20 protein-coding genes are annotated in these 23544 nt (G+C 46.3%); 2 read left to right on the top strand and 18 right to left on the bottom strand.

All coding sequences use genetic code 11. The features are described 5' to 3' along the window. Positions 1-42 precede the first annotated feature (42 nt). Positions 43-2604, top strand: a complete 2562-nt coding sequence (gene mutS, locus AK965_RS17095) for a DNA mismatch repair protein MutS (protein WP_099080745.1) — start codon at positions 43-45, stop codon at positions 2602-2604. A gap of 84 nt (positions 2605-2688) precedes the next feature. Here mutS and rpoS read toward each other — a convergent pair whose 3' ends face one another. The 13 genes from rpoS to rlmD form a co-directional block, all read right to left on the bottom strand. Further along, positions 2689-3675 (bottom strand): RNA polymerase sigma factor RpoS, encoded by a 987-nt coding sequence (gene rpoS, locus AK965_RS17090; RefSeq protein WP_099080744.1) that lies wholly within the window; start codon positions 3673-3675, stop codon positions 2689-2691. 80 nt (positions 3676-3755) lie between these two features. Next, positions 3756-4679 (bottom strand): peptidoglycan DD-metalloendopeptidase family protein, encoded by a 924-nt coding sequence (locus AK965_RS17085; protein WP_099080743.1) that lies wholly within the window; start codon positions 4677-4679, stop codon positions 3756-3758. 14 nt (positions 4680-4693) lie between these two features. Further along, entirely contained in the window at positions 4694-5320 is a 627-nt protein-coding gene (locus AK965_RS17080; RefSeq protein ID WP_099080742.1) for a protein-L-isoaspartate(D-aspartate) O-methyltransferase, read from the bottom strand. Beyond that, positions 5320-6096 (bottom strand): 5'/3'-nucleotidase SurE, encoded by a 777-nt coding sequence (gene surE, locus AK965_RS17075; RefSeq protein WP_099080741.1) that lies wholly within the window; start codon positions 6094-6096, stop codon positions 5320-5322. Before surE ends, AK965_RS17080 begins: the two co-directional genes overlap by 1 nt. Next, the gene (truD, locus tag AK965_RS17070; RefSeq protein WP_099080740.1) at positions 6096-7139 is read right to left on the bottom strand and encodes a tRNA pseudouridine(13) synthase TruD; all 1044 of its coding nucleotides are present in this window, start codon (positions 7137-7139) and stop codon (positions 6096-6098) included. Before truD ends, surE begins: the two co-directional genes overlap by 1 nt. A 45-nt stretch (positions 7140-7184) precedes the next feature. Then, a complete protein-coding gene (gene ispF / locus AK965_RS17065) occupies positions 7185-7661 on the bottom strand; it encodes a 2-C-methyl-D-erythritol 2,4-cyclodiphosphate synthase (RefSeq protein ID WP_099080739.1) in 477 nt (158 codons plus the stop codon). 17 nt (positions 7662-7678) lie between these two features. Then, positions 7679-8383 (bottom strand): 2-C-methyl-D-erythritol 4-phosphate cytidylyltransferase, encoded by a 705-nt coding sequence (gene ispD, locus AK965_RS17060; RefSeq protein ID WP_099080738.1) that lies wholly within the window; start codon positions 8381-8383, stop codon positions 7679-7681. Position 8384: 1 nt separating this feature from the next. After that, a complete protein-coding gene (ftsB, locus tag AK965_RS17055) occupies positions 8385-8666 on the bottom strand; it encodes a cell division protein FtsB (RefSeq protein WP_099080737.1) in 282 nt (93 codons plus the stop codon). A 332-nt stretch (positions 8667-8998) separates the two neighbouring features. After that, positions 8999-10300 carry a phosphopyruvate hydratase gene (gene eno / locus AK965_RS17050; RefSeq protein ID WP_099080736.1) on the bottom strand — a complete coding sequence of 434 codons (1302 nt, stop codon included), beginning with the start codon at positions 10298-10300 and terminating at the stop codon, positions 8999-9001. 81 nt (positions 10301-10381) lie between these two features. Beyond that, positions 10382-12022 (bottom strand): CTP synthase, encoded by a 1641-nt coding sequence (locus AK965_RS17045; RefSeq protein WP_099080735.1) that lies wholly within the window; start codon positions 12020-12022, stop codon positions 10382-10384. A gap of 157 nt (positions 12023-12179) precedes the next feature. Next, complete coding sequence (gene mazG / locus AK965_RS17040; RefSeq protein ID WP_099080734.1) at positions 12180-12971, bottom strand: nucleoside triphosphate pyrophosphohydrolase; 792 nt, start codon at positions 12969-12971, stop codon at positions 12180-12182. 220 nt (positions 12972-13191) lie between these two features. Then, positions 13192-15411, bottom strand: a complete 2220-nt coding sequence (gene relA / locus AK965_RS17035) for a GTP diphosphokinase (protein ID WP_099080733.1) — start codon at positions 15409-15411, stop codon at positions 13192-13194. Positions 15412-15535: 124 nt separating this feature from the next. After that, positions 15536-16855 (bottom strand): 23S rRNA (uracil(1939)-C(5))-methyltransferase RlmD, encoded by a 1320-nt coding sequence (rlmD, locus tag AK965_RS17030; RefSeq protein WP_099080732.1) that lies wholly within the window; start codon positions 16853-16855, stop codon positions 15536-15538. Positions 16856-17044: 189 nt separating this feature from the next. Here rlmD and barA point away from each other — a divergent pair, with 189 nt between their 5' ends. Further along, complete coding sequence (barA, locus tag AK965_RS17025; protein WP_099080731.1) at positions 17045-19843, top strand: two-component sensor histidine kinase BarA; 2799 nt, start codon at positions 17045-17047, stop codon at positions 19841-19843. An 89-nt stretch (positions 19844-19932) separates the two neighbouring features. On the opposite strand, the gene acpS is transcribed toward barA, so the two are convergent. The 5 genes from acpS to rnc form a co-directional block, all read right to left on the bottom strand. Then, positions 19933-20313, bottom strand: coding sequence for a holo-ACP synthase (gene acpS / locus AK965_RS17020; protein ID WP_099080730.1), 381 nt, complete (start codon positions 20311-20313; stop codon positions 19933-19935). 12 nt (positions 20314-20325) lie between these two features. Further along, positions 20326-21057, bottom strand: coding sequence for a pyridoxine 5'-phosphate synthase (gene pdxJ / locus AK965_RS17015; protein WP_099080729.1), 732 nt, complete (start codon positions 21055-21057; stop codon positions 20326-20328). Then, positions 21054-21782: a DNA repair protein RecO gene (recO, locus tag AK965_RS17010; protein WP_099080728.1), complete on the bottom strand. Its 729-nt coding sequence runs from the start codon at positions 21780-21782 to the stop codon at positions 21054-21056. Before recO ends, pdxJ begins: the two co-directional genes overlap by 4 nt. A gap of 111 nt (positions 21783-21893) precedes the next feature. Further along, a complete protein-coding gene (gene era, locus AK965_RS17005; protein ID WP_099080727.1) occupies positions 21894-22856 on the bottom strand; it encodes a GTPase Era in 963 nt (320 codons plus the stop codon). Then, on the bottom strand, positions 22849-23526 hold the full coding sequence (gene rnc / locus AK965_RS17000; RefSeq protein WP_099080726.1) for a ribonuclease III: 678 nt from the start codon (positions 23524-23526) through the stop codon (positions 22849-22851). Before rnc ends, era begins: the two co-directional genes overlap by 8 nt. Positions 23527-23544: the final 18 nt, after the last annotated feature.

Raw genomic sequence — 23544 nt, 5'->3', positions numbered from 1 at the left:
CGTATCCTAAGTCGCTACGGAAATAAACTAAAGATCTTACCTGTGAAAGCTGAACAAAAACACACTCCGATGATGCAGCAATACCTCAAGCTCAAAGCTGAGAACCCAGAAATTTTGCTGTTCTACCGCATGGGCGACTTCTACGAACTCTTCTACGATGATGCCAAACTCGCATCCCAACTGCTTGATATTTCGTTGACTAAACGCGGTGCATCAGCAGGAGAGCCAATCCCGATGGCTGGCGTTCCATACCATGCTGTAGAAGGTTATTTAGCCAAACTCGTTCAGCTTGGTGAGTCTGTCGCAATCTGTGAGCAAATTGGCGACCCGGCTACCAGTAAAGGTCCGGTCGAGCGCAAAGTGGTGCGTATTGTTACACCGGGGACAGTGACCGATGAAGCGTTACTGTCTGAGCGTATTGATAACCTAATTGCCGCCATATACTCCCACAACGGTAAGTTTGGTTATGCGACTTTGGATGTAACTTCAGGACGTTTCCAGTTGGTTGAACCAGAAACTGAAGAGGCGATGGCCGCAGAACTACAACGGACTGCGCCACGCGAGTTACTATTCCCAGAAGACTTTGAATCTGTCCATTTGATGTCAAGCCGCAATGGCAATCGCCGTCGCCCTGTGTGGGAATTTGAGCTGGATACTGCTAAACAACAACTCAATCAACAATTCGGCACTAGCGATCTCGTTGGCTTTGGTGTAGAACACGCAACGCTAGGTCTGTGCGCTGCAGGCTGTTTGATCCAATACGTAAAAGACACTCAACGTACTGCCCTACCACACATTCGCTCGCTCACTTATGATCGTCAAGACCATTCCGTTATCTTGGATGCGGCAACGCGTCGTAACCTAGAACTGACACAAAACCTTTCTGGCGGCACCGACAACACATTGGCGGAGATACTGGATCACTGCTCCACTCCGATGGGCAGCCGTATGCTAAAACGTTGGTTACACCAGCCAATGCGCTGCGTTGATACATTAAACCATCGCCTAGATGCCATTGGTGAAATCAAGGATCAAAGCCTGTTCACCGACATTCAACCCATCTTTAAACAGATCGGCGATATCGAGCGTATCCTGGCTCGTTTGGCACTTCGATCGGCACGCCCACGCGATATGGCTCGCCTGCGTCATGCGATGCAACAATTACCAGAACTGGAATCAGTCACTTCCTCTCTCGCTCATCCATACCTCACGAAGCTGGCTCAGTTTGCTGCACCAATGGATGATGTATGTGATTTGCTAGAACGCGCGATCAAAGAAAACCCACCAGTGGTGATTCGTGATGGCGGCGTAATCGCAGAAGGTTATGATACTGAGCTTGATGAGTGGCGCAAACTGGCAGATGGTGCCACTGAATATCTAGAGAAGTTAGAAGCTGATGAGCGTGAGCGTCACGGTATCGATACACTAAAAGTTGGCTACAACGCCGTACACGGTTTCTTCATTCAGGTGAGCCGTGGTCAAAGTCACCTTGTACCACCGCATTATGTGCGTCGCCAAACACTAAAAAATGCGGAACGTTACATCATTCCTGAGCTAAAAGAGCACGAAGACAAGGTACTGAATTCAAAGTCGAAAGCGCTCGCGGTAGAGAAAAAACTGTGGGAAGAACTGTTTGATTTATTGATGCCAAACCTTGAGAAAATGCAAAACCTTGCCTCAGCGATTTCTCAATTGGATGTCCTACAAAACTTAGCTGAGCGTGCAGATACTCTGGATTACTGCCGACCATCGTTGGATAAAGAAGCAGGTATTCGTATCCAAGCAGGTCGTCATCCAGTGGTTGAGCAAGTCACCAGCGAACCATTTATTGCTAACCCAATTGAGCTCAGTTCAAACCGTAAGATGCTGATCATCACCGGCCCAAACATGGGCGGTAAGTCGACCTACATGCGCCAAACGGCATTAATTGCGCTGATGGCCCACATCGGCTCTTACGTACCGGCAGAATCGGCTCATATTGGGTCATTGGACCGCATCTTCACCCGTATCGGTGCCTCTGACGATCTCGCCTCGGGTCGTTCAACCTTCATGGTCGAAATGACCGAGACTGCGAACATTCTGCACAATGCAACGAAGAACAGTTTGGTGCTGATGGATGAAATCGGACGCGGCACCAGTACTTACGATGGCCTTTCTTTAGCATGGGCAAGCGCCGAATGGCTGGCAACACAAATTGGTGCGATGACGCTATTTGCTACGCACTACTTCGAACTGACAGAACTACCAAACCAATTGCCGAACCTTGCTAACGTTCACCTTGATGCGGTTGAACATGGTGACAGCATTGCGTTTATGCACGCCGTTCAAGAAGGCGCGGCAAGTAAATCCTACGGTTTAGCAGTAGCAGGGTTGGCCGGCGTACCAAAATCTGTGATCAAAAATGCACGTATGAAGCTCTCTCAGCTTGAGCAATTAGGTCAAGGAAGTGATGGTCCTCGCCCCACTACGGTGGATGTAGCGAACCAGCTTAGCCTTATTCCTGAACCAAGCGATGTGGAACAAGCATTGTCTAATATTGATCCAGATGACCTGACCCCTCGTCAGGCATTAGAAGAGCTTTACCGCTTGAAGAAGATGCTCTAGCTCCAATACTTATCTCTTAGATGAAAAAACGCAAAAAGGCTATGGGGTCACCATAACCTTTTTGTTTTTCTTATAAAATCAGAACTAGTCGTCTTCTACGTTGAACAAGTTTTCCATGTTCAGACCCTGTTTAATCAAGATCTCACGTAAGCGACGTAAACCTTCAACTTGAATCTGACGAACGCGTTCACGAGTCAAACCAATTTCACGCCCCACCTCTTCTAGCGTTGATGGCTCATAACCAAGCAAACCAAAACGTCGTGCAAGCACTTCTTTCTGCTTAGGGTTTAGCTCTTCTAACCAGTGAATCAACGATGACTTGATATCGTCATCTTGAGTTGATACCTCAGGATCGGAATTGTTTGCGTCCGGAATAATATCCAGTAGTGCTTTTTCACCATCTCCACCTATCGGTGTATCGACAGAGCTAATACGCTCATTAAGACGTAGCATCTTACTCACGTCTTCAACTGGGATATCTAACTGAGACGCGATCTCTTCAGCTGTTGGTTCATGATCGAGCTTTTGAGAAAGTTCACGCGCAGTACGCAGATAAATGTTCAGCTCTTTCACGACATGGATTGGCAAGCGGATGGTACGAGTTTGGTTCATCAACGCGCGCTCAATCGTTTGGCGAATCCACCACGTCGCATACGTTGAGAAACGAAAACCTCGCTCTGGGTCAAACTTCTCTACTGCACGGATCAGCCCTAGGTTCCCCTCTTCAATAAGATCAAGAAGGGCTAAACCACGATTACTGTATCGGCGAGAAATTTTGACAACCAAGCGCAAATTACTTTCAATCATACGCTTACGAGCGGCCTCATCACCACGAAGTGCGCGGCGTGCATAAAGCACTTCTTCTTCTGCAGTGAGTAGTGGAGAGAAACCAATTTCGCCCAGATACAGCTGTGTGGCATCTAAGCTCTTGCTGCTCGCATCTAATTCCTCACGAGCAACGGTTTTGGTTTTATTGGATGATGCTTTTTCAAGTTCTTTATCAACGCACTCTTCTGATGCATTGTTATATTCAAACTCATCAACTTTGGTTACTGTGTTGCTGATACTCATAACGCCTCCCCCTGGCGAGTTAGCAAGACATAACAACTCAATATGTCGCTAAATGATGTCGCAAGTTGTCTTTCAAAGTTTTAAGGCAAATAACGCTTTGGATTGACGGATTTACCTTGATAACGAATTTCAAAGTGCAATTTAACGGACTTAGCACCTGAGCTACCCATGGTCGCAATTTTTTGTCCACTCTTGACACTCTGTCCTTCAGAAACCAGCAGCCTATCGTTATGTGCGTATGCGCTTAAATAATTATCGTTATGCTTCACTATAATAAGATTGCCATAACCTCTTAGCGCATTACCAGAATAAACCACAGTGCCTGGGGCGGTTGAAACAATTGACTGACCTCGCTGCCCTGCGATATCGATGCCTTTATTTCCCTGTTCACCCGCCGAAAAATTCTTAATTACTCTCCCTTTTGTTGGCCACAACCACTTAGATACTTTGTCATTCTTCGCAGTGGTTACTGGCGGCTTTGGCTTGATATTTTGGTTAACTTTTGTACCAACATACTCCTTTGGTTTTGATTGTTCAACCTTCTTAGGCGGCGTTTTTTTTGCAACCTGAGTGGAAGTATTGATTGGCTTTTGATTAGAGTTTTTACTTGATTTTTGCGGTTTTGAGACTGTTGATGGTTTCGTCACTGGCGTAGGTGTCTTTGCAACTACTGGAACCACAACAGGTTCTACTTTATGGCCAAATTTGGGGGCGACATATTTTGGAGCCCAAAGTTTTAACCTTTGTCCTGGGAAAATGGTATAGGGTGCAGCCAGTTCATTGTAACGAACTAGATCATTTACATCTTTATCTGTGACATAGGCTATAAAATAAAGTGTATCACCATTCTTTACTTCATAATAACTACCTCTATAGCTGCCTCGGTCAACGCTAGAATAGTCCTTATTTAGGCTGGAAACAGGCGCAGGAATATGAGCCGCACAACCCACCAGTCCCACAGCTAACAGACAGCTAATACCAAAACGACATAACAACCTATTCACCTAGTCTTCAACCCTTAAGCCAAATCACCAGCAACTAATGGCACAAACCTAACCATCTCAACCACGGTTGATAGGTACTGTTCGCCTTTTCGCTCTATTTTTAATAACTGTTGTTCATCTTCACCGACAGGAATGACCATCTTGCCACCATCTTTTAGCTGCGTTAGAAGCGCTTGAGGGATCGCCTCCGCCGCCGCTGTAACAATAATCGCATCAAATGGGCCTTTTGCTTCCCATCCAAGCCAGCCATCACCATGTTTGGTCGATACATTATAAATATCAAGTTGCTTCAGACGACGTTTAGCGCCCCATTGCAGAGATTTAATGCGTTCAACGGAATAAACATGATCAACGATTTGAGCAAGCACTGCGGTTTGATAACCAGAACCCGTACCGATTTCTAGTACATTACTGTCTGACTTTAGATCTAACAGCTCTGTCATTTTAGCAACGATGTAAGGTTGAGAAATGGTTTGCCCCTGACCAATCGGCAACGCATTGTTATCGTAGGCTTGATGCATCATCGCTTGCGACACAAAACTTTCCCGTGGTAAACGATAGATTACATCTAATACACGTTGATCACTGATGCCACTGGCGATAAGAAACGCTATCAACCTGTCAGCATGTGGGTTACTCATTACTTCTCTTCCTTTAACCAACTGGCCATCGCGCGTAGTGACTCATGAGCCGTGAGATCAACTTGCAATGGTGTGATTGAGACACGGCCATGTTCAATGGCATAAAAATCTGTGCCTTCTCCGGCATCTTGCTCTTTACCAGGAGGACCTAGCCAATAAATATCATTACCACGCGGATCTTTCTGCTTAATCATATTCTCAGCGTGATGGCGAGCACCTAGCCGAGTTACTTCAATCTCGCCCAGCTTGTCTAGCGGCAGATCAGGTACGTTCACGTTTAATAAGCGGTTGGTTGGAATGGGGAACGCCAAATGTTGCTCAACCAGTTTTCGCGCTATTTTTGCTGCAGAGTCAAAATTTTGTTTACCGACCAAAGAAAAGGCGACCGACTGAACGCCAAGGAAGTGCCCTTCCATTGCCGCTGCAACTGTCCCTGAGTACAACACATCGTCACCGAGGTTAGCACCATGATTAATACCAGTTAACAACAAATCTGGTAGGTCGCCTTTCATCAATTCATTCAATGCAAAGTGCACGCAGTCTGTCGGCGTCCCCTGCACAGAAAAAGTATCTGGCGCGATCTCTGTCACTCGCAGCGGCTGCTCAAGCGTCAGTGAATTAGATGCTCCAGAACGATTACGATCTGGGGCAACAATGGTCACTTGTGCAATCGCTTTAAGCTCTTTCGCGAGAGCGTGAATTCCCTGAGCATGAACGCCATCATCGTTACTCAGTAGAATTCTTAAGGGCTTTGCGTTTAGTGAATCCACTTCCATTAGTATTCTCTTTCTACTTTTTCCTCGATAACCAACTCACGAACAATAGATGTCGCAAAAGAGCCCGCATCCAGTGAGAAGGTCAATGTGATGTTATTGCCATCAACGGTCCAAGCCAAGTCTTTTGGTTTTAAAGCGATATCACGGCGATCATGACGCATGCGATTGCCACAAATCAACTTCATCAAATCGGGCTCATCATCCAAAAATGGCTGTTCTAAAGCTTGTGCTTGCGCTTGAGTTGGTAGATCATTATCGCCAGCCAGTGCTGCTGTAATGCTCACTCCCCCCTGCTCGAATTGCGCTTGAAGCTCAACAAGGTTACTTGCATCGACAACTTGAATGCCGGTTTCTGTCTGTGCAATATCACCTTCGATAAACTGATCAAATAACCCTTTTTCTAGACGCGCTGAAACGATACGATTAAAAATCCACGAACGCGCAGCAGATAAGTACATACTACGTTTATTTTGGTTGCGGGTACGGACGTTTTCACGGCCCCAACGACGAGCTTCGACGAGGTTATTACCATCGTTACCAAAACGTTGACTGCCAAAATAGTTCGGCACGCCCACTTGCTTCACTTTTTCAAGACGCTGTTCAACATCAGCCACATCGCTCACATCGGACAAAGTAACCGCAAACTCGTTACCTACTAAATCACCAGGACGCAGCTTTTTGTTGTGTCGGTCTGTCGCTAGAATCTCAATACTTGGGTACTGCGCCAAAAACTCCGTGAAGTCTGGCGTCTCACCCTTTGGTAAGTGTACGCTTAACCACTGTTCGGTCACCGCGTGGCGATCTTTGAGCCCTGCCCAACTGACGTCTTTTGATTTAACGCCACAAGCTTTCGCCAATTCATTCGCGACGAAACTGGTGTTCTCTCCGGTTTTACGGATACGCACCATCAAGTGCTCGCCTTCCCCCGTAAAAGCAAAACCGAGATCTTCGCGAACCTGAAAATGCTCTGGTTGCGCTTTAATTTTTGCTGATGCAACTGGCTTACCGGTTAAGAAAGCCAATGAAGATAAAATGTCTGACATGATGTTTTTCCGCTGATATCACAGCTTAGAGGAGCAAATTGCTAGTTATTGCTTAAACAAAAGTACCACTGCTTCCGTTGCAATGCCTTCTTTGCGTCCAGTAAAACCGAGACGTTCTGTCGTGGTCGCTTTTACGTTAATGTTGCTAATGTTGGTTTCCAGGTCTTCGGCAATTGCCGCACACATGGCATCAATATAAGGCGCCATCTTTGGCGCTTGCGCCATGATAGTAATGTCCGCATTACCAAGTCGGTAGCCTTGTTCTTTTACAAGACGATACACGTCTTTCAACAGTTCACGGCTATCCGCCCCTTTCCATTTATCATCCGTATCAGGAAAGTGGCGGCCAATATCGCCTGCAGCGATAGCACCAAGTAAAGCGTCGCTTAATGCGTGCAAAGCGACATCACCATCTGAGTGTGCAATCAAGCCTTGCTCATAAGGTATGGCAACACCACCGATGATAACCGGGCCTTCTCCACCAAACTTGTGCACATCAAAACCGTGACCAATTCGAATCATTTTCTATCCTTTCTTTTCTAGCCGCGTTCACGGCGTAGATAAAACTCCGCTAAAGCAAGATCTTCTGGCTGAGTAATTTTTATATTGCTCGCATTACCTTGAACTAAGGCCGGTGTTTCACCTCGCCACTCAAGAGCAGAAGCTTCATCGGTAATCGTGACGCCTTGCTGCAATGCGTCGGCCAGCGCTTGAGTCAGTTGCTGAGTTTTAAACATTTGTGGCGTTAGTGCGTGCCATAATGCCTCTCTGTCTACCGTATGATCAATATCTTGCGTTGAATTTGCACGCTTCATGGTATCTCTCACTGGTGACGCTAGAATACCGCCGATTTGGTGAGAACGGCAAACGTCAATCAAACGGTCAATATCAGTTATCGACACACAAGGTCTTGCCGCATCGTGAACCAATACCCACTCACTTTCAAGTTGGGTACTTACATAGTTTAGCCCCGATAGCACCGAGTCTGCCCTTTCTTTGCCACCCGCAATTCGAATAACGTCGGGATGTTGGGCAATCGATAATTCTGGGTAATAAGGATCACCATCTGTCACCGCAACCACAACCTTAGCAATTTTAGGATGAGAAAGGAGTTTCTCGACCGTATGCTCCAAGACGGCTTTACCGTCAATCATCAGATACTGCTTAGGGCGGTCTGCTTTCATTCGACTACCGACACCGGCTGCAGGCACGATTGCAACATGAGATGGCGCTGAATCTAACATTTTACTGATTTTCCTCACCAATAATGCGGTAGAAAGTTTCCCCTTCTTTGACTAGGCCAAGCTCATGACGCGCTCGCTCTTCAATCGCATCAAGACCTTGTCGTAAGTCATCAATTTCTGCGAACATCTCATTATTACGAGCTTGCAGCTTGCTGTTCACTTGTTGCTGAACTTCAATTTCATCTTTCACTGTGTAGTAGTCCGACACTCCATTTTTACCAAACCATAGAGTGTATTGAAGCCAGCCAAACAGTAACGTAAGGGCTATAACAAAGATTCGCATATCGCTGCTAACATTCTGTACCGGAAGGGATTAGATAAGAGGACATATATAGCATAAATGCGAGGTAGCCTCTAGGGGAGATGAAGATACTCACACGCTCCTTACAGGAAAAAAAGCCGCAAAATGAAACAAAGAGATTCTCTACCCTCTTCTTCGGCATTCAAAGAAATGACAAATAAAAGTTCGCGATACTCCTTTGAAGTCCGTTCTCGACTCTCGAAGAAAAGTGTTCCAAAAGGGCGAAGCCCGCGCCATTATATCAGATAAAAAAAACGCCCCACCGAAGTGGAGCGTTTCAAAACTTTAAGCTAAGCCATTAATTCAATTAAGAATTAAGCTTGACCTTTAACTTCTTTAAGACCGTTGAAAGGAGCGCGCTCACCTAGAGCTTCCTCGATACGGATTAGTTGGTTGTACTTAGCAACGCGGTCAGAACGGCTCATAGAACCAGTCTTGATTTGACCTGCAGCTGTACCTACCGCTAGATCAGCGATAGTTGCATCTTCAGTTTCGCCAGAACGGTGAGAGATTACTGCTGTGTAACCTGCATCTTTAGCCATCTTGATTGCAGCTAGAGTCTCTGTTAGAGAACCGATTTGGTTGAACTTGATAAGGATAGAGTTAGCTACGCCTTTCTCGATACCTTCAGCAAGGATCTTAGTGTTAGTAACGAATAGGTCGTCACCTACTAGTTGAAGCTTGTCACCTAGTAGTTCAGTTTGGTGCTTGAAGCCATCCCAATCAGACTCGTCTAGACCGTCTTCGATAGAAACGATTGGGAATTGGTTAGCTAGCTCAGCTAGGTAGTGGTTGAACTCTTCAGAAGTGAAAGTTTTACCTTCGCCTTTCATGTTGTAGATGCCAGCTTCTTTGTCGAAGAACTCAGATGCTGCACAGTCCATAGCAAGAGTAACGTCTTTACCTAGTTCGTAACCAGCAGCTGCAACAGCTTCTGCGATAACTTCTAGTGCTTCAGCGTTAGACTTAAGGTTAGGAGCGAAACCACCTTCGTCACCAACTGCAGTGCTGTAGCCTTTAGACTTAAGAACTTTAGCTAGGTTGTGGAACACTTCAGCACCGATACGTAGACCTTCTTTAAGAGTCTTAGCACCAACTGGTTGGATCATGAACTCTTGGATGTCAACGTTGTTGTCTGCGTGCTCACCACCGTTGATGATGTTCATCATTGGTAGAGGCATTGAGAACTGACCTGCAGTACCGTTTAGCTCAGCGATGTGCTCGTATAGAGGCATGCCTTTAGCTGCTGCTGCAGCTTTAGCGTTTGCTAGAGAAACCGCTAGGATAGCGTTCGCACCGAACTTAGATTTATTTTCAGTGCCGTCTAGTTCGATCATTACTGCGTCGATTGCAGCTTGGTCTTTCGCGTCTTTGCCAACTAGAGCTTCAGCGATTGCGCCGTTTACCGCTTCAACAGCTTTAAGAACACCTTTACCTAGGAAACGGGCTTTGTCACCGTCACGTAGCTCAAGAGCTTCGCGAGAACCAGTAGATGCGCCAGATGGAGCAGCAGCCATACCTACGAAACCGCCTTCTAGGTGTACTTCAGCTTCTACTGTTGGGTTACCACGTGAATCGATGATTTCACGACCTAGAACTTTAACGATCTTAGACATTGAATGTTTCCTTCTCGTTGAATATATAATGTCAAAATTAAAGGCAGCAACACAGCTTACGTTACTGCCTGTATTCCTTACTTACTTCTCAAATTCGCCGCGTTGGTATTCACCAGCCGCTTTCACGAAACCAGCGAACAGTGGGTGACCATCACGTGGTGTAGATGTGAACTCAGGGTGGAATTGAGCCGCTACAAACCATGGGTGAGCTGGGTTCTCAATCACTTCTACCAGTTTCTTGTCTGCAGATAGACCTGATACTTTTAAGCCTGCTTTTTCGATTTGCGGACGAAGATTGTTGTTCACTTCATAACGGTGACGGTGACGCTCATAAATAGTCGCGTTGCCGTAAAGCTCACGTGCTTTTGTGCCTTTTTCTAGGTGACAAAGTTGTGAGCCAAGACGCATCGTACCACCTAGGTCAGACTTCTCGGTACGTTCTTCAACTTTACCTTCGCCATCAACCCATTCTGTGATCAAGCCTACCACAGGGTACTTAGTTTCTTTGTTAAATTCTGTTGAATGCGCACCTTCCATACCCGCTACGTTACGCGCGTATTCGATCAGTGCGACTTGCATGCCTAGACAGATACCTAGGTAAGGAACATTGTTTTCACGAGCGTATTGCGCTGCACGAATCTTACCTTCGATACCACGGTCACCGAAACCACCAGGAACAAGGATTGCGTCTAGACCTTCAAGGATCTCGACACCTTTGTTCTCAACATCTTGAGAGTCTACATACTGAATCTTAACGCTCAGACGGTTCTTAAGACCTGCGTGTTTTAGGGCTTCGTTTACTGATTTGTATGCATCTGGCAGTTCAATGTACTTACCAACCATACCAATCGTAACTTCACCTGTTGGGTTCGCTTCTTCGTAGATTACTTGTTCCCACTCAGACAGGTTTGCTTCTGGAGCATTAATGCCAAAACGAGCACAAACAAGATCGTCTAGACCTTGAGCTTTGATTAGTTGAGGGATCTTGTAGATAGAATCTACGTCTTTCATTGAGATAACTGCTTTTTCTTGAACATTACAGAAAAGAGCAATCTTCTTACGTTCGTTTGCTGGGATCATACGATCTGAGCGACAAACTAGAATATCTGGTTGGATACCGATAGATAGCAGCTCTTTAACAGAGTGCTGAGTTGGCTTAGTTTTCACTTCGCCAGCAGCTGCTAGGTAAGGAACTAGAGTTAGGTGCATGAACATTGCGCGCTCGCGACCAAGTTCTACTGCTAGCTGACGAATTGCTTCCATAAATGGCAGTGACTCGATATCACCTACCGTGCCGCCTACCTCAACGATAGCAACATCATGGCCTTCAGAACCTGCGATTACGCGATCTTTGATAGCATTAGTGATATGAGGAATTACCTGAATGGTAGCACCTAGGTAGTCACCACGACGCTCTTTACGTAGAACGTCTGCGTAAACACGACCAGCAGTGAAGTTGTTACGCTTAGTCATCTTAGTGCGAATGAAACGCTCGTAGTGACCAAGGTCAAGGTCAGTCTCCGCGCCATCTTCTGTAACAAACACTTCACCGTGTTGAGTTGGGCTCATTGTGCCTGGGTCAACGTTGATGTAAGGGTCAAGCTTCATCATCGTCACTTTAAGACCACGAGCTTCAAGAATAGCCGCAAGAGATGCTGCTGCAATACCTTTACCTAGAGAGGATACAACCCCGCCAGTAACAAAAATGTAATTTGTCGTCATGTTTAACCTGAAATTGGTTGAATGAGGGAAATGGAGTGCTTCTGGACGGGACGTAAATATACCAGAAGCTCCCTAACGCCACAACGTGAAATCTATCACACCGCAATTTTTTATTTTTTGCTTCAAATCAAAGTCGAGTGCTCATGCCATTTTGGCTTCACTCTTCTCGTTTTACTTCATCCCACATCGATTCCAGTTCATTCAAACTAAAGTCCGTTAGCGTTTTTCCCTTTTGCGCGACCTTCGCCTCTACGCCTTTAAAACGTCTTGAAAACTTCAAATTCGCTTTAGACAGTGCCACTTCAGGATCTTGCCCCAAGTGACGTGAAAGATTTACCGTTGCAAACAATAAATCCCCCAGCTCAAGCTCTACCTTAGTTGCATCTGGTGTGATTTGAAGTACCTCTTCCATGACCTCTTCAATTTCTTCTTGAACCTTCTCTACTACCGGGCCAAGTGAATCCCAATCGAAACCATATTTAGCGCATTTCTTTTGAATCTTTGTAGCACGAGAAAGCGCAGGCAGAGAGTTTGGTATTGAGTCTAGAATACTTTCTTCCGATTTGCCTACTTGTGCTTTTTCTTTGGCTTTTTCCGCTTCCCAATTGGCATGAATTTCTTCTTCGGAATCAAATTCCACTTCAGAAAAAACATGAGGATGGCGACGAGTCAGTTTTTCATTCACCGTCTCCACCACATCAGAAAAATCAAACAACGCCTGCTCCTTGGCCAACTGACTATAAAAAATCACTTGATACAACAAGTCTCCGAGCTCTTCTTTTAGGTTTGACCAATCGCGGTTTTGAATCGCATCAACGACTTCATAGGTTTCTTCGATAGTGTGAGGAACGATAGTGTCAAATGTCTGCTTTAAATCCCAAGGACAGCCACTTTCTGGGTCACGCAGCTTCGCCATGATTTGTTCTAACTGTTCAATTGGATGACTCATTTTTCTGTTCCTTTAACCCTTTCTATCTAAAGAAAAAGGTGAGCAGTCAAAACCACTCACCTTTGTTATATGTTGATCAATTCTCTAAATAATTGAAGCTGTAGCTAGGCGGCAAGCGAGCGAGACTCCTGAGCATAGCTTGCCTATGTGATGAGCCTGGGCCGGCACTCCGGAGTGAGCGCAGGCAACAACGCTATCAGCTTCAAGTATGACGAGAATTTTAGCCGAGGCGTTTTACCGACATGACATCCTTAATCTGCTCAACGCGTTTCGATACGCGAGAGAACACTTCAAGGTTGGTGACTTCAAGATCAAAGTCCATGATCGACATTTGCGTACGGTAATCGACGCGGCTCTTCATGCTGGTGACTTTGATTTTTTCGTTGGCAAACAGTGTGGTGATGTCTTTTAGTAGACCGCCACGTTCCATCGCTTCAACGCGAACGGTCAGGATGTATGAGCCAACATAGCCGCCACCCCATACGGTATCGATGATACGTTCTGGTGCATGATGGCGAAGCTCATCAAGCTGTTCACAGTCACTGCGGTGAACCGAAATACCTCGACCTTGGGTGATGTACCCTGCGATTTCATCACCTGGGATTGGCTGACAGCAACGCGCAAGGTGCGTCATCAGGTTATCGACCCCCTCGACAACCACGGCATCTTTTTGTGGTCGGCTTTGTGCGGGTGCTTTACCCTCTGCTTCTTGCAGCTTTTCGAGCGCTTGTTTGTCTTCTTCTTCGGCTGTTGGCTTATTAACTAATGCATTAATATGGTTAACAATTTGGTTAATTCGCAAATCACCACTACCAATGCCAACGTAAAGCTCATCCGCACTGTTGACGTTAAAGCGCTTAACCGCGTAGTGCTCTGCATCTTTGAGCGTTGCACCAATTTTTGCTAACTCATGTTCAAGAATTTCACGGCCGGCTTCTAGGTTCTTCTCACGGCTTTGCTTACGGAACCATGCATTGATTTTCGCACGCGCGCGGCCTGAGGTGACGAAACCTAAAGAAGGGTTTAACCAATCACGTGATGGATTCGGTTCTTTCTGAGTGATGATTTCTACCTGATCGCCCATTTGCAGTTTGTGGGTAAATGGTACGATTCGCCCCGCAACTTTGGCGCCGATACAACGGTGGCCCACTTCTGAGTGAATGTGGTAGGCGAAATCAAGTGGCGTCGCGCCCATTGGCAGGTCGACAACATCGCCACGCGGGGTAAAGGCATACACGCGGTCATCGAATACCTGACTGCGTAGCTCATCCAGCATTTCGCCAGAATCGGACATCTCTTCTTGCCAATCCAGTAGCTTACGTAACCATGTAATCTTCTCGTCGTAGCCGCTGCGAGTACTTGCACCTTCTTTGTATTTCCAGTGCGCAGCGACACCCAGCTCCGACTCTTCATGCATTTGCTTGGTTCGGATCTGGATCTCTATTGTCTTACCTTCCGGACCAAGGATGACGGTGTGAATTGATTGGTAACCATTTGGTTTTGGGTTGGCGACATAGTCGTCAAACTCATTTGGCAAGTGCTTGTATTTGGTGTGAACCACACCAAGTGCGGCATAACAGTCTTGAAGTTTGTCGGCGATGATACGTACTGCACGTACGTCAAACAATTCATCAAATGCCAGACTTTTCTTCTGCATTTTTCGCCAGATACTGTAAATATGCTTTGGACGACCACTGACTTCAGCGTTGATGCCAAAAGTGTTCATTTCTTGAGTGAGGTCATCAACAAAGTCTTTAATGTACTGTTCACGTACAATACGGCGCTCAGAAAGCTGCTTAGCGATTTGCTTATAGGTTTCAGGTTGTTGGTAACGAAATGCGTAATCTTCTATTTCCCATTTCAGCTGACCAATACCAAGACGGTTAGCAAGTGGCGCATAGATGTTGGCACACTCTTTTGCGGCTGCACATCGCACCTCATCTGGCGCTTGTTTGACTTCAATCAGGTTGCAGATACGCTCAGCCAGCTTGATGACCACGCAGCGAAAATCGTCGACCATCGCTAACAGCATACGACGAACGTTATCCACTTGAGACGACGCCGCACCGCCGTCCATGGTCACATTAAGTTGTCCGATGGCTGCCATTTCCTCGACACCATCAATCAATTTAATGATTTCTTTGCTGTATTTCTCTTCCAGTGCTTCTCTGTCAAAAGCACCACTAGAGACCAAAGGAAACAGTTGGGCAGCGATTAACGTCGCTTTATCCATCGACAAGGTGATCAAGATCTCGATCATCTCTCGTCCACGCCACAACAATAGCTCAGCCTGTTCGTGATCGACCAAAATCGTTTGGCAGTCTCGATACACTTCAGCTAAGCGTTTTGCTGTGTTCTTCTCTTGCCCTAGGCTAGCCACCCAGTTATCAAGTTCAAACTGTTCGTCTTGGTTTAAATGCGCGCTTCTTACCGCAACCATCTCATCATCCTAATTATTATATTTGTGTGGTTTGACTATCACCATCCAGGTTAGTTCTAGTGCCCCGCGTTATGCGCAGGCTTTTTGACCACTCACCACAAGTAAGTGGCCAACGTCTTAAAGGTTAAGACTTTTCAAATAGTGCCATCGACTCTAAATGGCTAGTATGAGGGAACATGTCCAGCATACCCAATTTGGTTAATTGATAGCCTTGTTCTAGTAAGCTCTGACTATCCCTTGCAAGGGTAGCAGGATTGCAAGAAACATAAACTACACGCTGTGCGCCAAGTGCAGAAACTTGATCGATGATCCCACTCGCACCAGCTCTTGCGGGATCAAGCAGCACTTTGTCGAACTGTTCTGCCGCCCAAACTTGCCCCTCAAAATCTTCCTCAAGGTTAGCGTGATAAAATTGTGCGTTATTGATTTGGTTCAAGGAGGCATTATTTGCTGCCTTTGCCACCATCTCAGCGACACCCTCAACCCCCACGACGTGCTTCGCTCGCTTGGCAATTGGTAGGCTGAAGTTTCCTAGACCGCAAAACAAATCTAACACTCGCTCGTCACTTTGTGGGTCTAACCACTCCAACGCTTGCGCCACCATTTTTTGGTTCACCGCTTGGTTCACTTGAATAAAGTTATTTGGCGTAAATGGCACGGTGACACCAGCTTCTTGATAGAAAGGTGCTTCACCTTCAATCAAATCAAGCTGATCCCTTTCTGGCATCAGATAGAGCGCTGCATGATGACACTTCGCCAATTCCACCAGCGTGTTGGTTTCTTTTTCAGTCAGCTTGCTTAGATGGCGCAATGTAATACATGGGCCATTGTCGCCTAGCACCAACTCTACGTGACCTAGCTGCTCTGGTTTCCTAAACGCTTTTAACGTCGAGTAGATTTCTGGCAATAGTACATTCAACTCAGGCGCTAGCACTGGGCAGTCTGTCACTTGCGCGATTTGCTTGCTTTGCTTCTTACGGAAACCAAAATGCAATTGGCGCGTTTTCTTGTCTACAAATAGACTGACTCGCGCACGGCGACGATAGCCGAGCGATTCACCCAATATCGGCGCATCGAGCTCAATATCGCTACCCGCGAATTTTCGCATTAGCTGGCGGAGCGTCTGCTGTTTATGTGTCAATTGTTGGTCATAATTAAGATGCTGTAAGTCACATCCACCGCATTCATGGTAGTGCGGACAGAATGGCTCGACACGCGCTTCACTCGGTTGAATAACTTGAATCAACTGACCGCGTGCAAATTTGCTCTTCTCTTCCACCAATTGGGTAACCACTTCCTCACCCGGTAGAGCGCCATTAATGAATAAGGGCTTATTTTTAAGGTAAGCAATGCCTGCGCCGTGGTGATCCAAACGCTCCACCTGCACCGCTTGGTGACGAGTATTTAGTTGCGTTTTCTTTTTAGGTTGAAAGATACGTGCCATGCTCTGTGCCTGATTTGTGTCTAATTGCTCTACGGCTTCACTATTCTTGATTGCAGCCGTTGTGTGATTCGAGTGACTTGATTATGCTTACCGTTTATTCGGTGACGCCACTTATACTCAAGTTAATTATGATACTTGAGCAATGATGCGTTATTTTCCCATATCCAGCCCCCGATGTAATCAGATAACATGACCAGATATGGCTTACGAGCACGCGTAATTACACTCACTCTCGCGCCCACACTCATTATTGGTTTATTACTGAGCGGTTTTTTCTCATTTAATCGCTACCAAGACCTCGAGACACAAGTGATCACCACCGGTAACAGCATTATCGAACCGCTTGCCATTGCCAGTGAAGCCCACTTACTTTCTGAAAGTCGAGAAGCTGTTCGCCGACTGATTAGTTATACGCACCGCAAAAACTCAAAGTTGGTACGCAGTATTGCCGTATTTGATGAACAGCATGAACTGTTTGTTACCTCTAACTTTCATCCCGATTTTGAAGCTCTGACGTTTCCAAAAGATCAGCCCATTCCTCAACTGGGTAATTCAGAAATATTTGATAACGCCCTTATCCTTCGCGTCCCCATTTTGTCAGAAGGTCGTTACTTATCCGCTCTCTCTAACGAGGGCCAAGCTTCCAAAGCTATTGGCTACATTGCGGTGGAAATGGACCTCTCAACACTTCGCTTACAGCAATACCAAGAAGTTTTCTCTGCTTTCCTCGTACTGGTTCTTGGCATTAGCTTAGCCAGTATATTTGCCTCTCGCCTAATGCACGACGTCACTCAGCCGATCACTCATATGAAGAACGTCGTGGATAGAATTCGCCGCGGCCACCTAGATGTGCGTATTGAAGGAAAAATGCATGGCGAATTGGATCAACTGAAGAACGGCATCAACGCCATGGCGGTCTCGCTGTCTGAGTACCACGTGGAGATGCAACACAGTATAGACCAAGCAACTTCCGATTTACGTGAAACGTTAGAACAGCTCGAAATTCAGAACGTCGAATTGGATATCGCGAAGAAACGAGCACAAGAAGCTGCTCGCGTAAAATCTGAATTCTTAGCCAATATGTCTCACGAACTGCGTACACCTCTCAATGGTGTGATCGGCTTTACTCGACAAATGTTGAAGACCCAGTTGTCAAACAGTCAAACGGATTATCTACAAACAATTGAAAAATCCGCCAACAACCTGCTGAATATCATCAATGACATTCTTGACTTCTCAAAACTGGAAGCAGGTAAACTGGCACTAGAAAACATCCCATTTAACTTCCGAGAAAGCCTAGAGGAAGTCATCAGCTTACAAGCGACTAGCGCGCATGAAAAAGGTCTGGAAATCACGTTAAAAGTCGATCCGAAGCTCCCACAGGGTCTAGTCGGTGACCCACTACGCATCCAACAAATCTTAACCAACTTGGTCGGCAACTCGATCAAATTTACTGAGCGTGGCAACATCGATATCAGCGTCGAGATGCGCTCTCAATCTGCTGACTCTGTCGAGCTACAATTTATGGTGCGTGATACGGGAATTGGTATTTCAGAGCGTCAACAAGCGCAGTTATTCCAAGCCTTTAGCCAAGCAGATGCGAGTATTTCTCGTCGCTATGGTGGAACTGGCCTTGGCTTGGTCATCACGCAAAAACTGGTCAGTCAAATGGAGGGCGAAATCAGCCTTACCAGTCGTCTGCACCAAGGTTCAACCTTCTGGTTTACGCTGCGTCTCAGCTCGACTGAAATGCCGATGAGCGATCTGATTGACGTAGAATTGCTCACTGGTAAGCAACTGCTATTAGTCGAACCCAACATGCAAGCTGCATCCGTGACACAGCAACTCTTGAACCAAGAAGGCATGATAGTCACTTATCGTTCATCACTTCCGGAAAATGACGAACACTACGACTACGTATTGCTTAACCTTGCAGCCAACCAAACTTATGACGAAGAGTCGGTGACCGCTTGGATTGAGCAAGCCAAACGTATGGCTCCGAGTGTGATAATGGGAACGCCAAGTACCGAGCTTGCACTGGCCGATCAAGTCATGAATACGCTCCAAATTCAATGTCTAACTAAACCATTGTCGCGCCGTAAGCTATTGCAAAGCCTCATCTCTGAGCACACTGAAGCACCTCAACCTGAGGTAACACCCATTGAGGCGTTAGAAAGCGAGCGATTGCCACTAACGGTACTCGCTGTTGATGACAATCCGGCCAACTTAAAACTGATCGCTGCGTTACTAAAAGAGCGTGTCGAAACGGTGACAGCGTGCAGCAATGGTCAGCAAGCAGTGAACCTCGCGACCGAGAAGAAATACGATCTGATCTTTATGGACATCCAAATGCCATTGATGGACGGAGTGACCGCTTGTCAGCACATCAAAGAGCTAGATCTTAACAAAGATACCCCAGTAATTGCGGTGACCGCTCACGCTATGGCGGGCGAGCGTGACCGACTTCTGGCTGCTGGCATGGACGACTACCTGACCAAACCCATTGAAGAGCATGTGTTGCAGCAGGTTTTGGTTCACTGGAACCCAAATACTTGTACTGAAAGTGTCGACAAGATTGCGCCATCTTATGTAGAGCCTGTTGTAGAGACAGCACCACCAGCGATAGAAAAACCACAACAAGACGTCATCATCGACTGGCAAGCGGCATTGAAGCAAAGTGCCAACAAAGAAGACTTAGCCAAAGACATGCTGCGTATGTTGATTGATTTTATTCCTGAGGTGGAAGAAGTGGTCGATCAAGCATTAGTACAAGAAGATTTCTCGCGTGATGATCTTATCCATGTGGTGCATAAACTTCACGGCAGCAGCTCTTACTGCGGCGTACCAAGGTTGAAGTCATTGTGTGCAACGTTAGAGCAAGCGCTGTGCTCAGGTGCTGACATCGAAGACATCGAGCCGGAAATGTTCGAGCTACAAGATGAGATGATTAAAGTCACCACAACGGCGAAGCTCTATCTTGAACAGTAGAGAATAGCTTCATAAATCAACGCAATAAAAAAGCCAGAGCATCGACTCTGGCTTTTTCGTATTCGGTTTTTAATCCGCAATCAGACAAGTTAGGATTCAAAAATCACCGTCGCGACCGCGTAATGACGCTCATCAGAAATCGACAGATGAACATGATTGACGCCCATCGACTCTGTGATTTGCTTTGCAACACCAGATAAAGTCAACACTGGCTTACCAAACTCATCATTGGAGACAGTAAAATCATGGAAGGTCACACCTTTGGCAATGCCCGTTCCCAGAGCTTTTGATGCCGCTTCCTTTACTGCAAAACGCTTCGCAAGGTAACGTCCTTTTTGCTTCAGTTCAGCAAACTTTGCCATTTCCTCTTGTGTAAGGACGCGTTTTGCAAACGGCTCACCAGTTCGAGCAAGCGCCTTCTCGATGCGCTCAATCTCAGCGATGTCAGTGCCTAATCCTAAAATTGCCATGCTGAAATCTGATTATTTGCGCGCGGCAACCATGATGGCTTTCATTTCGGCCACAGATTTTTCTAGACCATCGAATACTGCACGACCAATGATCGAGTGACCGATATTTAGCTCGTAAATTTCTGGCAGAGCCGCAATAGGTGCAACGTTGTGGTAAGTCAGACCATGGCCTGCATTAACAATGATGCCTAGGTTGTCAGCGTAGCTTGCGCCTGCTGCGATTTTCTTTAGTTCGTCTTGCTGGTCTACTTCTGTTGCCGCGTCTGCGTAGTGACCTGTGTGAAGTTCAATGTATGGTGCACCACATGCTTTTGCAGCATCGATTTGCTGACGGTCAGCATCAATGAACAGCGACACTTTGATGCCTGCTTCGGTCAGTTTTTGGGTGGCCGCTTTCACTTTTTCAAGTTGACCAACCACATCCAGACCGCCTTCTGTCGTCAATTCTTCACGCTTTTCAGGTACCAGGCAAACAAACTCAGGTTGAGTTTGAAGTGCAATCTCAACCATCTCATCCGTCACCGCCATTTCTAAGTTCATACGAGTCTGAATGGTTTCTCTTAGGATACGCACATCACGATCATTGATATGGCGGCGATCTTCACGCAAGTGAATCGTAATGCCGTCCGCACCTGCGCGCTCTGCAATCTCTGCTGCGTGTACAGGATCTGGGTATTTCGTACCACGTGCATTACGAAGAGTAGCAATATGATCGATATTAACGCCTAAGTAGATTGAGCTCATTTTCCATTACTCCGTGCTCTGGTCTGAATAAATAATTCGCGACTTTTTAAAGGTTTGCCGCCAAGATACGGCTTTAATGCTAGTCGTGTAAAGCGTTTCGCCGCTTTTAATTGCTCTTTAGTGACGAAACGCCGTTCACTAATCGCTATCAATTCGTTGCCTAAAAAAGTCAGGTTATCGCGCCTTACCGAAGCGATGAATCCCTTTTGCTCACGATAACGATAGGTCATATCAGGATCAACAGGCTCACCTGTACCGGCGCAGTGCAAAAAGTCGACCCCATAACCCATCGCAGATAGAAGTGCTAGTTCAAAACGACGCAATCCCGGCTCTGGGTTATCACACTGAGCAAGCTCTGTTAATGCATGTAGATAGTCATGAAATAGAGCGGGCATTGGTACTTCTGCCATCAGTACGCGACCGATCAACTCATTCACATACATTGCAGAATAAAGATGGATTCCACTCAGAGGTAAACCAAGGCTAATGGGCTCTGCTTGACGCAAAGTTTTCATTGAGCCTTTGCCAGACCATTTGAGTAACAAAGGCGTGAAAGGCTGCAGCGCTCCTTTTAGATTGGAGCGTTTACTGCGTGCACCTTTTGCCATTAACGTGACCCGCCCATACTCCTCACTGAATACATCAAGGATTAAGCTCGATTCACTGTAAGGGCGTCGATGCAATACAAAGCAGCGTTGAAAGCCTTCTGAAGACTGGTTGCTCATTTCAATCAGTGTGCCTAAGTCGGTAATAAAAAATAAGGAGCCAAAGGCTCCTTATTTTAATCGATATTGAATGTTAATCGATGTTGGAGCGAAGTATCTTCGCAGCCAAGCTTATAGGTCGTCGATGTAGCCTAGTGAGCGCAGTGCACGTTCGTCGTCTGCCCAACCAGATTTCACTTTTACCCAAGTCTCTAGGTATACCTTACGACCAAACAGCTCTTCCATATCTAGACGCGCTTCGCGACCAATGGTCTTGATCTTCTCGCCACCTTTACCAATCACCATCTTCTTCTGGCCACTGCGCTCAACAAGAATCAAGGCATTGATGTGGAAGCCGTCGGTTTCAGGGTTGTAATCGAAGCGTTCGATTTCAACCGTTACCGAGTATGGCAGTTCATCACCGGTAAAACGCATCAGCTTTTCGCGAACAATTTCAGACGCCATGAAACGCTGAGAGCGGTCTGTCACATACTCTTCAGGGAAGTGATGCGTCGCTTTTGGTAAGTGATCACGCACATGCTTGCGCAGCACATCGATATTCTTACCTTGCTTCGCAGAGATTGGCACAACGTCAACAAAGTCCATTTTCTTAGACATGTCAGCCATGTGCATCATCACTTCGTTACGATCTTGCACGTTATCGACTTTGTTTACACACAGGACAACTGGGAAGTTCGATTTTTGAAGCTTATTCAGTACCATCTCGTCGTCTTTGGTCCAATGCGTACCATCAACTAAGAAAAACACCAAGTTCACATCACTCAAAGACGAGTTTGCCGCACGGTTCATTAAACGGTTGATCGCACGCTTTTCTTCAATGTGAAGTCCTGGTGTATCAACGTAAATCGCTTGGTAATCACCGTCCGTATCCACGCCCATAATACGGTGACGTGTTGTTTGCGGCTTACGTGACGTGATCGAAATTTTCTGACCCAAGATTTTATTCAGAAGTGTCGATTTACCTACGTTAGGGCGGCCAACAATAGCAATGAAGCCACAATGTTGGTTCTCTGGTGAACTTTGCTCACCAGGTGATGCAAAATATGCATCGATATCGAATTCGTTATCAGCCATTCGTTAATTGCTCAAGTGCTGTTTCTGCAGCCGCTTGTTCTGCCTTGCGGCGGCTGGTGCCTTTACCAATGACAGGCTTATCCACACCTGCTACTTCACACTCAACCGTGAACTCTTGGTTGTGCGCTTCACCTTTAATATTAGTCACTGTGTAAGCTGGCAGTGGTTTTCTTCTGCCTTGCAGGAACTCTTGTAGGCGAGTTTTTGGATCTTTCTGTGATACGCCTGGCTTAATCGCCTCAAGACGACTGTTGTACCAACTCAGTACAATACCACGCACAACTTCAAGATCACTATCAAGGTAAATCGCACCAATAATGGCTTCTACCGCATCGGCTAGAATAGAGTCTCGGCGGAAACCACCACTCTTCAATTCACCTGGACCTAATTTTAAGTAATCTCCTAGACCGAATTCACGACCCAGCTCAGCCAATGTATGTCCGCGAACCAAAGTGGCGCGCATGCGGCTCATGTCACCTTCGTTTACTTTTGGGAAACGATGGTACAGATCATCAGCGATGACAAAACTTAAAATTGAATCGCCCAGAAACTCAAGACGTTCGTTGTGCTTGCTGTTGGCGCTGCGGTGAGTCAGCGCCAGGTTGATAAGCTCAGCATCATTAAACTGGTAGCCAAGCTTTCTCTCTAGTTTATCAATTGGAGAATTCATACTCTCTCGATATTAAAT

The organism is Vibrio sp. PID17_43, assembly GCF_002608565.1.
Taxonomy (GTDB): domain Bacteria; phylum Pseudomonadota; class Gammaproteobacteria; order Enterobacterales; family Vibrionaceae; genus Vibrio.
This window is presented reverse-complemented; position numbering and strand designations above follow the sequence as displayed.